This window comes from Parabacteroides goldsteinii (assembly GCF_020091425.1).
Lineage (GTDB): Bacteria > Bacteroidota > Bacteroidia > Bacteroidales > Tannerellaceae > Parabacteroides > Parabacteroides goldsteinii.
In genome coordinates, this window is sequence record NZ_CP081906.1 from 6,104,299 (window position 1) to 6,117,347 (window position 13,049).

Annotated in this window: 12 protein-coding genes; 6 read left to right on the plus strand and 6 right to left on the minus strand. The window is 40.1% G+C overall.

All coding sequences use genetic code 11. From position 1 onward, the window contains the following. Window positions 1-122 precede the first annotated feature (122 nt). The 3 genes from K6V26_RS25085 to K6V26_RS25095 all read left to right on the plus strand — a co-directional run bounded on the left by K6V26_RS25085 (window position 123) and on the right by K6V26_RS25095 (window position 3,119). A complete protein-coding gene (locus tag K6V26_RS25085) occupies window positions 123-2,489 on the plus strand; it encodes a lamin tail domain-containing protein (RefSeq protein ID WP_195585880.1) in 2,367 nt (788 codons plus the stop codon). Window positions 2,490-2,609: 120 nt separating this feature from the next. After that, a complete protein-coding gene (locus K6V26_RS25090) occupies window positions 2,610-2,777 on the plus strand; it encodes a hypothetical protein (RefSeq protein WP_009860012.1) in 168 nt (55 codons plus the stop codon). A 3-nt stretch (window positions 2,778-2,780) separates the two neighbouring features. Further along, window positions 2,781-3,119 (plus strand): hypothetical protein, encoded by a 339-nt coding sequence (locus K6V26_RS25095; protein ID WP_195585879.1) that lies wholly within the window; start codon window positions 2,781-2,783, stop codon window positions 3,117-3,119. Between the two features lie 65 nt (window positions 3,120-3,184). On the opposite strand, the gene K6V26_RS25100 is transcribed toward K6V26_RS25095, so the two are convergent. Then, complete coding sequence (locus K6V26_RS25100) at window positions 3,185-4,315, minus strand: clostripain-related cysteine peptidase (protein WP_195585878.1); 1,131 nt, start codon at window positions 4,313-4,315, stop codon at window positions 3,185-3,187. 118 nt (window positions 4,316-4,433) lie between these two features. Here K6V26_RS25100 and K6V26_RS25105 point away from each other — a divergent pair, with 118 nt between their 5' ends. The 3 genes from K6V26_RS25105 to K6V26_RS25115 all read left to right on the plus strand — a co-directional run bounded on the left by K6V26_RS25105 (window position 4,434) and on the right by K6V26_RS25115 (window position 7,817). Next, window positions 4,434-4,994 carry a DUF3575 domain-containing protein gene (locus K6V26_RS25105; RefSeq protein ID WP_224264163.1) on the plus strand — a complete coding sequence of 187 codons (561 nt, stop codon included), beginning with the start codon at window positions 4,434-4,436 and terminating at the stop codon, window positions 4,992-4,994. Between the two features lie 7 nt (window positions 4,995-5,001). Beyond that, a complete protein-coding gene (locus K6V26_RS25110) occupies window positions 5,002-5,538 on the plus strand; it encodes a DUF3868 domain-containing protein (RefSeq protein ID WP_195585876.1) in 537 nt (178 codons plus the stop codon). Window positions 5,539-6,821: 1,283 nt separating this feature from the next. Next, the gene (locus K6V26_RS25115; RefSeq protein WP_046145281.1) at window positions 6,822-7,817 is read left to right on the plus strand and encodes an IS110 family RNA-guided transposase; all 996 of its coding nucleotides are present in this window, start codon (window positions 6,822-6,824) and stop codon (window positions 7,815-7,817) included. 288 nt (window positions 7,818-8,105) lie between these two features. Here K6V26_RS25115 and K6V26_RS25120 read toward each other — a convergent pair whose 3' ends face one another. The 5 genes from K6V26_RS25120 to K6V26_RS25140 all read right to left on the minus strand — a co-directional run bounded on the left by K6V26_RS25120 (window position 8,106) and on the right by K6V26_RS25140 (window position 13,041). Next, window positions 8,106-9,011, minus strand: coding sequence for a fimbrillin family protein (locus K6V26_RS25120; protein WP_224264164.1), 906 nt, complete (start codon window positions 9,009-9,011; stop codon window positions 8,106-8,108). Window positions 9,012-9,018: 7 nt separating this feature from the next. Beyond that, window positions 9,019-9,951: a fimbrillin family protein gene (locus K6V26_RS25125; protein ID WP_224264165.1), complete on the minus strand. Its 933-nt coding sequence runs from the start codon at window positions 9,949-9,951 to the stop codon at window positions 9,019-9,021. A 118-nt stretch (window positions 9,952-10,069) separates the two neighbouring features. Beyond that, window positions 10,070-11,092 (minus strand): fimbrillin family protein, encoded by a 1,023-nt coding sequence (locus K6V26_RS25130; protein ID WP_224264166.1) that lies wholly within the window; start codon window positions 11,090-11,092, stop codon window positions 10,070-10,072. 57 nt (window positions 11,093-11,149) lie between these two features. Beyond that, window positions 11,150-12,064, minus strand: coding sequence for a DUF5119 domain-containing protein (locus K6V26_RS25135; RefSeq protein ID WP_224264167.1), 915 nt, complete (start codon window positions 12,062-12,064; stop codon window positions 11,150-11,152). A 125-nt stretch (window positions 12,065-12,189) separates the two neighbouring features. Then, the gene (locus K6V26_RS25140) at window positions 12,190-13,041 is read right to left on the minus strand and encodes an AraC family transcriptional regulator (RefSeq protein ID WP_224264168.1); all 852 of its coding nucleotides are present in this window, start codon (window positions 13,039-13,041) and stop codon (window positions 12,190-12,192) included. Window positions 13,042-13,049: the final 8 nt, after the last annotated feature.

Consider the following 13,049-nt stretch of genomic DNA (forward strand, 5'->3'; position numbering starts at 1 on the left):
ACTAATTAAATTGTAATATAAAAAAATTGTTATAACTTTACCGCATCCAAAATCGAACACAATAATAGTTGTAAGCTATTAGCGTGCAAAGATAGATAATTTTATAACAAAACTATATAACTATGAAACAATTTATTCTTTTTATCCTTGTATTGCTTCCTGTTTGTGCATTCGCACAGTTTACAGAAACATTTGATGGTCCGGAGATCGATTCGAATAATCCGTGGATTGATGATTCTAGTAGATATGTAATTAATGAGGAGAGACAATTGGCGTTCGACGGCTCTGGTCTGACCGGTAATTATCCGTTTCATACACCAATTCTTTTTGGTCGGACAATGGAGTGGGAGATGGATATTACATTAGCATTTAAACCGTCTAATTTTAATAAAGCATGTATTTATTTATATAGAACTGATAAACCAAGTGATTTATTGTATTATATTCAAGTTGGAAGTAATGATGATAATGTATCTTTTTATAAATGGCCTCCAAAAGGGAATGCGCAGCGATTGATTAAAGGTTCTCGTCGGATGGATGGGAGAATGGTTCATATTAAGCTGGTTTTGGAAGAATGTAACCGTTGGACTCTTTATACTCGAATGTCTGATGAAGATTATTATATAAAAGAAGGAGAGTTGGATGATAAAAATTTGAAGGATATCCGTGATTCCGGTAGTCTTAATATCATTTGTTATTGCAAGGCTAAGTCCCTTAAAAACATGTTTTTCTATTTTGATAATATTTTGGTCCGTCATGAGCTGACGGAAACGCCTTTGCATCCGGCTGAAGAACCTGACGATCCTTCAAAACCCGATATCACTTTGCCTAAACTGTTGTCAATTGAACCTTTGACTCTCTCTGATTTGCAATTTGTGTTTGATCTTCCGGTTAAAACGGAGCAGGCTACATTTTCTGTTTCCAACATAGGGAATGCTGACCATATTGTATATGCTGATGAAAGTCGGAAGATTGTAAATACTCATTATCCGGCAGAAATGAAGACAGGAGAGATTTATACAATTTCCTATTCCGGCGTAATGGATGAGAATGGAAATACACTTGGCGGTTATTCAGAGAAAGTAACAGTGGAGGAAGAAGGAGAGGGGGATGAGGAGCCTTCTGGTTCAAAAGCAATTGTCATTAATGAAATTATGGCTAAACCTGGCGACGGTCCCTTCTTCGAATATGTAGAACTATATAATCTGACAGATCGTATATTTTCATTAAACGAATTAGAACTTTGGAATGGGAATAAACGTAAAATATTACCTGATGTTGTATTACCACCTCATGAATATGCCTTGTTATATAATAGTAATATAGATTACAGCGGTGATGGTGTCGCTATACCAATCGAAAAATTTTATGCTTTAAATGATGCCGGGCAACATTTAGCCTTGAAGACTCCATCCGGTGTTATCATCGATGAAGTAACTTATGAAAAAGCCACCTCTGCCAAATCCTGGGAACGTTCTTCGTCCGGTTGGCACCTCTCTTCCGATCCGCGTGGCGGAACTCCCGGCTCTGTTAACTCGTCCGGTAAAGGTGAGGAAAAACCCAATGAACCGGATAAACCTGTTACACCTGACGACCCCGACGAGCCGGATACCCCCGACGATCCGTCTCTTCCGGATATTACCGTCGAACCGGGAGAGTTTGTTTTTAACGAACTTCTTCCCAACCCTTTTGCCGGTGGTAGCGAATATATCGAGTTGTACAACCGTTCCGATCGTGCCTTGCCGGTATCAGGTTTATCGGTCGCGGTCAGGAAAGCCGATGGAACATTGAATACCCGTTACCCGTTATCCTCCGTTACTGCAACAATCGAGGCGGATGGTTATGTGTTGTTGACGAAGAACCTGGAGGGCGTTACCGATTTTTACACAATCCAGTCCCCGTCTTCACTGTTTGAAGTCCCTAAACTTCCAATATTGGCGAATACTTCTTCTACGCTTGTCCTGTTCCGGAGCAAAGACGGAACGGTGATAGATGAAGTTTCCTATACCTCCAAATGGCATGCCTCTTCAATAAAGGATCAGAAAGGTGTCTCTCTGGAACGGATCGATCCCGATGCGGGAACGCAATCGCCTTCGAACTGGACTTCTGCATCTGCTACAGTGGGTTATGGTACTCCCGGTTATCCTAATTCACAATCGGATATTTCCCTGCCCGATGATCCGGATACTCCGGATGAACCGACCGGCATCAAGACACCGCAGTGGGATGAAAGTGCCGGCCATTATACTATATCCTATTATCTGGACCAGCCGGGATATAACTGCCGTGCTTTTGTCTTCAATATTGCCGGTCAGCGTGTCGCACAAATTGCTAATCACGAATTGCTGGGTTTGACTGGAAAATTAACTTGGGACGGTTATGCCCTGTCCGGGAAGCAACTACAGACAGGTGTTTATATCTTCTATGCCGAATTGTATCATACCAGCGGCACAGTAAAAAGATATAAACAGGTATTCCTTGTCCGGTAAAAGAATGTGGATAAGTAGTTTATTAATAAATCGCTTTATGTTTGTTGAAGATGTTTGGATGCTTTACCTTTGTAATATCTCCAATGGGCATAGAGTATTAATCAAAATAATGTAATGCCTATGAAAGAAGATGAATTTGAAGCAAAGAAAGAACTTTTGAAAGGACTATTTATGAGGTATTCCAGCTTGATAAATAATCGTTCAGGTCAGGAGAAAGACATGGTTATGAAAAATATCGATGTCATTTTAGATTGGTATAATACTTTACTAAAACAAAAGGAGGAATAATCTATGGATAATATAGAATATTTGAATTCACATCCGGAATATCGGAACTTGTTTCCAACACAGAAAATGTATGATGATTTCGTGCGCTTTATGGATATGGATGAAGAAGAACGTCGTCTTTTTTCAGAAGAAGATAAAAAGCGAATAGAAGCAATGTCGCCGGAAGAGCGTGAAGAAGATTGGAATAATGTGGTGAAAGGTACTGAGTTGTTGATCGAATTTGCCAAAGTTGAAATACCTAAACTAGCTTATGAAAAGAAGATGATCGAAGCTTCGAAAAAGCAGAATAAGGTAACCTGGGAAGATATACGCAAAAAGTTGAATAATATTGCGAGTCTCTAATATGATGAAAGTAGCTATGAGGAGACTTTAACCATAGTCCCTTCACAGCTACTTTTATTTTTTAGTTAATAAACCGCCTTATACCAGGCAAGCTGCTTGTACCAGTCTGACAACTTCGTCAGAGAGGGTTGGGGCACGAAGACCGACAGGCCGGAGAAATGCTCGATTTTTCTTGCCCCCAATAATGCCGCATAGTATGAATAAGGTGTTGCATATTTGCTGATGACCGCTTTTTCCATACAAGCGATAAAACGTTGATACTGTTCGTCGCTTGCTAAATATTTGATAAAATCATCGAAATCATAAAGCATATGAGGACTGCTGTAAGTCAGGTATTCCAAAATCTGCATATTCGACAAAGGAAGAGCATAAATATCCTCTTCTGTTTTGTCTTTTAATATCTCATTGACAATTTGTGCCAATTCGTTCAATTCGCTTGTCTTTATCAGAGATACTGTGCCGTATGGAGCATAATCGTTATTGCTGTAGTATTCATAAAAACTTTTGGTAACAGCTTCCAGATCGGCTTTGTCTTTAAACAAGGCAGGCAGGAAATCTTCATAAGGAAATCCACGGGCAAGGACTTCGGTCGGCGATCCCAGGAGATAATCCGTTTTGTCTTTCAACTCATAAGCACATTCAATGCCGCTCATATAACAAGCATCAAACAACATGAAGTCGAAATGAAAGCCTTCCAGCGCCTCGTTCATTTCAGTTATTTCCATATATTGGCCGTCTTCTTCCCCGAAAGAACGTAAAGAACTGAAATTACCCGGCAACCACGATGTGCCGTGGCTGGATAATACCAGACCATAACTTTCTGCTGGAAACAATTCTGTTGTTTCCTTGATCATCTTGTGCATGGTTTCCGGCAGGATAGCACTTTGGTTTTCGTAAAAACGGACGGTGTCTGTTACTATATTCCCTTTCTTGTCTTCTTTTATCTGGAACAAATAAGATCTGCTTTTGCTTTCCGAATAGTATACAACCAGATTTCCTCCGTTGAGTGCTTTGTTGGAGGCTACTGTCATCATTTGTCTGATATTGGCACGTATATCGCTACCAAGATTGGTACTGGCAATCATATAAGCAAGTACTGTTCGTTTGGCTGGTCCTTTTATCTCGATGTCTTCTTTACTGCAACTTCCCAGTAATAGCGCGAACAAAACGCTATATATAATATATTTGATTCTCATGCCTTATTATTTAAATTACAAAGTTACGTATAATTTGGTTGTCTCTAATGTTTTATATTTCTTTTTTCTATCTTTGTGTGCTAATAGATTTTAAAGCATGTAGAGAAAAGACACTGATATGAAAAAAGTATTATTCATCGCACTGTTGTTGTGCGGTATCGGGTGGGGAGCGAAAGCGCAGACTGTGGCAGTCAAGTCTAATATTTTGTATGATGCAACTGCAACGGTGAACCTGGGTGCCGAAGTTGCTTTCAACCGACACTGGTCGCTGGATATCTCCGGCAATTATAATGGCTGGGATGTTGCGAGCGACAAGTCGTGGAAGCATTGGATGGTGCAACCCGAGGCCCGTTACTGGCTGCATGAAAAGTTTAACGGCCATTATTTCGGAGTTCATGGCGTTTATATGGACTACGATATGTCTCATGTGAATTTCATGTCGGTAATGAAAAAGGATTTTGCTTACGACGGCAATGCCTATGGCGGCGGTATCTCTTACGGATATCAGTTGTATCTTTCTCCGCATTGGAACATCGAGTTTTCGGCGGGAGTCGGCTTCCTGCATTTTGAGTATGACAAGTCGGCTTACCCTGCGGATAAGGAACCGGCTTATAAATACCGTAATAACTATTTCGGACCGACTAAACTCGGTGTCAGTATTGTATATATAATTAAATAAGTGAACGATGAAAACTCCGGTCTATATATTTATTTTTCTGCTGGTCGCACTGCTGTTCCCGGTTCAGGCACAGTCACAGACGGAAGCTCCGGCTACTACTTATAACGGCCTGATTAATATCAAACAGAATAAGGCAGAGGTAGAAGGTAACCTTTTAAAACTGGATATGGATATTTTATTGAGCGGCCTGTCTGTCGGACGTTATCAGACATTGATACTGACTCCCGTTTTGCGCAAGGACAATTACCTGCTTCGTTTGTCACCCATCCGTATCAACGGGGCGAATAAACATAAAATGTATGAGCGCACGATTGCTTTTCAAGGTAAACAGGTGGCCGACGGAGATGCTTATGTTGTATTGAATAGTGCTCCTACTTTGTTGCAGGAGGTAAACTATAAAAAAGAGATTTCTTTCCGTCCGTGGATGGAGAATGCAGAGTTGATCCTTCTCGGCGAACTGACAGATTACGATGATATCCCGGTTCAGACTTATACGAATGTTTTGACCGATCGTTTGTATATTCGTCAGGGGCAGGAAAAATAGTTTTTCCTGAAAAAGTTTTACGAAATAAGGCTTCACTCTCCGGGTGAGGCCTTTTATCTTTGTATTCATCAGGGTTTTAATGAAGATCTTGAGAGGATAGACTCAGATACTTATGAACACAGCTATTAAATAGATGCAAGGCGTTTCTCAGAACCATCACAGATATAAAAGAACTATCATACTATCATATTTTATATAATATGCATATAATCAATATGTTATTCTATGATAGTTCCTGTTTTCAACTGTCATTTACCTATCATGCAACTATCATTATCTTGTCCTGAAACCCAATACATGCTTCTTATTTTACTGAAGTATATGACTTATTTTCAGAGAAGTAGTTACTTATGTTGTTCGAGACCCGGGTGTAGACAATATTGAGACCCGGGTCTGGGCATAGTCAATATCCGGGTGTAAAACAGGCTGAAAAGGGCATCTTGAGAACAAAAAGTATGTATTCCTGTGAGATTAGTCTATATGTTTTACCAAAACATATAGGAGGAAAAGCGATATATAAGTGCGATATACCCTATTTATAAAGTCTCTTTTAGGTCCTAGAACAATGTATGTTTAGTTAAAATATAGTCCGAATGATAGTTTTATGACAGTATTATGATAGTTAAAAATGGGAACTATCATAGAATAATACATTGATTATATGTGTATTATGTGAAAATGTGATAGTATGATAGTGGATTTGACGAAACATTATTATGAAATTCCAATATAGAAATAATTGAGCTATTTAGTTTGTTGTTATGGCGACTGGTTGTAACTGGCTCCCCTCTGGAGAGGGGGCAGGGGGTGTGTTAAAGCCAGTCAATAAAAACAGACTTTGTTATAGGTTTATTTGCCGTCTGCTTTAGCTGACGGATTGGTAAATAATCTATTTCTCTGGACTTTAGTCACATTTTTTACAGGTCTCTATCTAAGAGAAATGTGGCTGAAGCCAAAAGAGAGAAACAACTTGTAAACCGTCAGCTGAAGCAGACGGCAAATAAACCTGAAATGGCTAAATGGCTGTGATAAGGCAAGTTCTATAGGTGAGGATATGACACATTTACATTTGCAGTATTAAATATCCCAATAAAAATATAAGTGTATATTTGAAAAGAAGAGTTGCAGTGAACTAACTTTGACACTAGTCTTAAATGACTATGGGCTGAATCAGACTGCAACTCTCTTAATTGGAGAACCTAGCCAGTTAGAATTGTAGGCTCACGACCTAATAAATGTATTAGCTGTTTCTCCTTCATGTTTAATACTGTAAATACAAAGTTATGAATTATTCTCATTTTGTAGGTCTTGATGTAGGGAAAAAAACTTTCGATGCATCCTTAATGTCTGCGGACGAAAAAGAGTTGTCTCACAAGTCTTTTGATAACACTTCAGAAGGGATCCAATCTTTATTAGATTGGATAGCAGGTTATCATCTCTCTTTATCCAAACTCTTGTTCTGTGCTGAAAACATGGGAAGTTATGTCACAGAGTTATCTGTTTCCAGTGCCTCTATGGGTTTTTCCCTAGCTTTGGTTTGCCCGTTGACCATCAAGAAGTCCATAGGCTTGCAACGAGGCAAAAATGACCGCATTGACGCTAAAAGAATAGCGAACTATGCGGTATTACACTATCGAAAACTAGAGTTATACAAATTGCCTGACAAAGACTTGGTGAGACTGCGGGGATGGATTATTATACGTGACAATTTGGTCAAGCAAAAAGTATCAAGCATAAAGTTATTGGAAACATTCTCCCAGATGGCCAAGTTGGCTGATGTGACAGACTCCATTTCTTTTTTGGAAGAGCAGCTCAAGTCGATAAAAGAAAAGATCCTGCAGGTGGAAGAGGCTATGGAGCAACTAATAGCCGCTAGTTGTTCTCTTTGCACAAACTACTTGTTATTAAGAAGTATAAAAGGTGTAGGGATAATCAATGCCATTGTATTACTGTGTGTTACTAACAATTTTCAAAGATTTGACAACCCAAGGAAGTTTGCTTGTTATTGCGGGGTTGCTCCCTTTGAACATACTTCAGGTATTTCCATACGGGGAAAAACGCAGACTTCTCCATTGGCTAACAAAGAAGTAAAAGTGTACCTTACCCGGGCAGCTATTACTGCCATCTCTTGGGATCCGCAGATGAAAGCATATTATAAAAGGAAAATAGCGGAGGGGAAACATAAAGCATCTGTAATCAATGCTGTAAGAGCCAAAATCATAGCAAGGTCTTTTGCTGTGATACGAAGACAGACTCCATTTGTAACATTAGTCGTATAATAAAAAGGCCCTTAATTTCGAAAACATCTTAGGTTTAGGAAGTAGCTATACACTTCTGAAGAGTAATTATGTCTATATACGAACTTACCCAAGGATACGTTAATGTTCGTAAACTTGGGTAAGATTTTATAGATATTGTTTGGAGAGGACTTAGAATTCACCCCCTTCCCCCTCTCCAGAGGGGAGCCAGGTACAACCGGTCGATAATCGGATAGCTCATATCTGATAAATACATGGACTCCAGGAGTTTTATTGTTGGGTGACTCTGGAGTGTGTAAAAAATGATGCTTAGAAATAAACTGTTTCATCGCTGGTGCCACCGTCCAGCCAAGGATTGATACTGCCTGAGATGCTGATGTCCTGGGCTTGTATGGTGAAAGAGTAGGTTTGTTTTTTTCCTCCTTCGAATGCTTTTGTCGATTCGATGCGGTAATCTTTGTTACTCATCCGGACAATGAAAACAGGTTTCTCTACCGGGTAAAGAAGATAGTTGGTAACGATTGTCTCTTCATTCGGAGTTATTTCTTTATTCAGGTTGTCGATAAGTGTATAAGGCGTAGTTGAGGGAGCGGCACTTAGCTTGCCGGTTTGTATGTTCAGTTGTATGGTTGACGGATAGTCCTCCATCGAAATGCTTTGCAGGATCATCTCTTCCTTAATATCATCCGCTTTCTTGAATTTAAGCGTAATGGCGGAAAGGATATGGTTGAAAGAGAGGTTGACGGGTTCATTACTTGTTGTTTTATCTCGGTCCAGTACGGGAGTTGCCCACATGATGTCGTCTTGTTTCTTCAGGTCAAAGGGGATACTTAACGGAGCGGCTGTCGCTGCTTCGGTGTAAGGGTAATAAGCGTAAAAGTTTAGTAAGGTGTCGGGGTTGATGGGGTAATGGGCATGGGTATCGCAGGTAAATTCATTGCTACCGGTGGTTTTGGTGTAGGGAGAGTTGTTGAGGTCCTTGCGGAGAGTCATATTTCCTCCGGAATTGTTTTTATTATATCCCCAACCCAATATCCCGACCTGGGAGTTGTCGGGAAAAGCTGTATTGTCGACAATTGCTTTCGTCATAATAATATTACCTCCAAAGCGTATAATACTCCCTTGACCATCGGTTGATTTTATAACATCGCCATCATTGTTGCAACTGAAAGTCGCAAAGAATAGAACAGAGAGTAATAACTTTATATTTTTCATTTTGTCATTATTTTATTTGTATGATATTGCCTTGAACGAAAGAATCGGATGACGATTCGGCTTTGTTGTCCGATTTAGTGAATGATTTTAGAGTGTTTAATTTCTTGATTGTGATTGTCAACAGATAGGAAATGCCTTCTTCCCATGCTGGTGAGTTGGTTGTGTCTATCTGTATATTATAAGATTGATCGCCAATCTTTAGTTTGAAGGTGTAGGCTAGTTCAGGGAATAGCAATAGATTTCCGTTTACGGATATTGTCTCTTTGCTAGCCATTGTGTTTGCATTGATGTCGGTCGATAATGTGAATGTTGTTGTGGAAGTTTGGTCGATTGTTACTATGCCATTCGACAGATCCAGACTTCCGCTATTGGGGGCATCGGTTGTAATGGATATATTTCCGTCAGGCAATATATTTTCTGTTCCGTTTACCAGGTTGAATTTTACATTAGTTAGTTTGTGGGTGAAGTTTAGGTTGACAGCTTCCGGCGTTTTTTTGTTTCCGGCATTGATTGGAGCGGCATGCATTAAATCTTCTTCACCGGTCAATGTGAACTCTAAAGAGTTATTATTGATTGTATAGGCTGTACCTTTTGATTGGCGCGGATAATATCCGGCTAAAGTGATTGAATTTCCATCTGTCGGATAAACCAATGATGGATTCGTAAAGATTAATTCCTGATTGCTCCCTATCTGGCTGGGAGAGATTCCGTTGTAAATAACTTTTGTACTACTTGTTCCGTAAATACCTATTTCATTAATATTATCATTTGTGAATACATCTACTAATGCCTTAGTTGTAGCATCAATCCCTTTTGGCATAATCAGGATGGGAACAGGAACTTCGTTTATCGGATGAGGTTCCTCTTCTATCCCGATTTCATTGCTGCATCCGGTTAGGATGAGAATGAGGGCCAAAAGGTATGAAGATGAATTTTTCATGTAATACTACGATAGTAAATTAATAGAGAGTGAGAGTGTTTAAAAAAGTAATAATTGTTTTGTAATGCAATATAAATATTTTTAAACACTCTAATTTTGTCTTCAGTATATATTACTATTATTGAACCGTTCCTGTTCCTCCTGTAACTGTTTCCCATTTTGTAATGGTTGCAGTAGTAGCTATAGTACTCGCTTTAAATGTAAGTATGATTTCATATGCTTTTCCTGCAGCAGGGGCAGCTCCTAAAGTAATAGGAACCTCTGCCGTTGATTTGTTTGTCGTAATTGCAAGAGTATAATCAGTTGTTGCTGTTAGAGGTTGCACCATTATGTATCCACCTAAAGTTTCAGTTTCAGTTAGAGTTATAGGACTTGCTTCTGTGATTTTATTGTCGCTATATGTTCCATCTGTGACTGCATAAGCTGTTAGTTCTGCTGGGTTACTCCAAGCTAATGAAGGAGTAGATGATAATGTACATGTTATAGTGGATGGTAAATTAGCAAGTGTACCTGAAGCTTTTGTTTTAATAGCAATGCTTCTAATGGCATTTCCCCAAGTGTCAATAGCTGCTGGATCCTCTGCAACAAATTTAAATTGCATCTGGAGCAATTGGTGATTGAATGTTATGGATTTAATTTGTTCGTCTTTACTTTTATTGCCTGAAACTTCTGCTGATAATAAAATATCTTCTTTCCCTGTTATTGTCCATTGTAATTTACCTTTGTTTGTCGAAGCATCAGGTTCTACTTCCGCTACTGGATAGTAGCCAATTAACCATGATTTGAGAGTAGGATCGACATTGTAGTAGAGTGGTGTATTGAATGAGATTTTACCTGTTGAGATATCATCGGCTTTTATTTCTGCAGTAGATGCAACTTTACTTACATCTCCCCATGCAGGAGATTCTGCAATGTCTGCTGCTTTTACGAATTGGATACCTGGTAAAGCGCTGGACAATTTACCTTGATCATCGCTGGTTATAGGAGTTTTTGTCGTAATACTCCCAATCCCTGCATTCAACTGTATCTCCACCGGTTGTCCATTATCAATATTATCTATTGGGTCACCTTCGCTTGTACAAGCGGTCATTGCTGCAACTGTTGCAGCAATTGAAATCATACTTAATACTAATGTTTTCATAATTATAAAAATTTAATTGTTGTTGTTTTATTCGTTGCTTATTACTTATCATTCAATTCATTCGATGATCATGTCATCGCCGGCAGAGACTTCCCACTTGTTGATTGTGACAGTGAAGGAGGCGTCTTTTTCTACCGTTACGGATACGTCTACATTTACTTTGTTTCCTTCCGTTTCTCCGATCGAGTTGCCCAGGTCGAGGGTGGAAGTGGTGGTACTTCCGTCATTGAGGGTGAAATCCAGCTGTACTTCGTTTTTAGGGAGGGCAGGTGGGGGTGTTCCTTGTTTGGGGGGAGTGCCTAATATCAATACATTTGTTTTTATACCTTCCGCTGAAGTTGTTGTTTCAAAGTTAACTGTTGTTGTTTTGTCCGGTACGATCTCTTGTTTGCTCAGGTTGAAAGCGGCAGGTACGCCTGTCAGCTGCCCTTTGCATTCTTTTATATACTCCATACCCTCGACTTTTATGTCGAGCGTTACTTCGCGGATCAATGAAGCCGGACTGAACTCACGTTTATTATTTGCTCCGTCGTTGGCTTCCACTTCCAGGTTGTTGATGGCTATTCCATATAAAGGAATGCGTCCCGATGTCGTGCCCCCGGCCGCTTTCGTCTCCGGGATAAATGCTTCTGCCGTCTCAAATGAATTCATATTGCGGAACTGGATGTTGTCGGCATCGCAATTGAAAACCAGTAAACGGTATGTATCCGGTGGCAGTGTGAACTTCAGACCGCTTGTGTCACTCTCGATCTGTATCATTGCACCCTTTTCCAAAGGATAAAAGCAATAACGAACTTTCTTCGGACTCTCATAGCCGCTTATGGCCTGTTCCCATTTCAACGAATACCAGATGAAACCGTAGGAAGACTGCTCTGGCTTTTCTTCCGAACTGCATTTAATGAAACATGTAATGATCATTAATATACAGACTGCGATTCCGCACGAGCAACCTAGTTCACTTCTTATCATCATTTAATATGCGTTGAAAGTCAATTCTTCTTGTTTCTGACGCAAATGTATCGGGAAAAAGCAGACGTAAAATTGCTTTTTCTATTCAATAAGTTGTAAAAACTGCGAAAGTTGTTGATTTTTACTGGTTATTCGTCTTTCTTATTGCGAAGTGCACGGGGAGACATGCCGAAATTGGTCCGACAGAAGTGGGAAAAGTTGGAAAGCGATTCGAAACCGTATTTGTAGCTGATCTCTGAAATAGACATTTCGGTAGTGGTTAAGTCGTTCTGGATGTCTTCACATTTCTTTTTCAGCATCCACTGGTAAGCGGGTTCGCCGAATGTCTCTTTAAACAGGCGGCGGAAAGTAGGTGTGCTGTAGCCTCCCATCTGGGCGAAGGCTTCCACATCTTTCGCCTTCATATAATTCTGCATGACGAAGTAACGGAAACTTTTGCTGTACCGGTAGATCGGCGAGTAGAAAGCGGCGAGTTCCTTTAATGTATAGTAGCAATTGAGAAGGTAGACCAGCTCCGTCCGTTTGGCATTCAGGAAACTGGCGCACAGTAGGTCGTCGTTCAGGTACATCCGTACCCCTTCCACGAAATACTGCAACGGCGGACACATATTCATTACAATCGGTTCGATACGGGAGGTCTCTGCTATGCTGGCCCCTTTGTTGAAACGTTCGTTGCAGATATTGATCGGGCGTTCAAACAGGTACAGGATACATTCGGCGGTTTCGAGGATCTTGAATTCGACCTTCGAGCCGATCGGTTGCAGGATGAACTGCCCTGCACTGAAAATGGTATTGGGATGTTCTTCGCTATTGACCTGCACGGAACCTTTCAGCAGAAAATACAATGTATTCTGCAAACAACGTTCCCGTGGGATGATAAGTCCTTTGGGATAGGAACGATATTTAAAGATGTTTCTCCTGTATTCGGAACAGGAGCCACAATCCGTAAATTTACTGTATCTAAGGTCCGGAGAGAACATAGACGGTC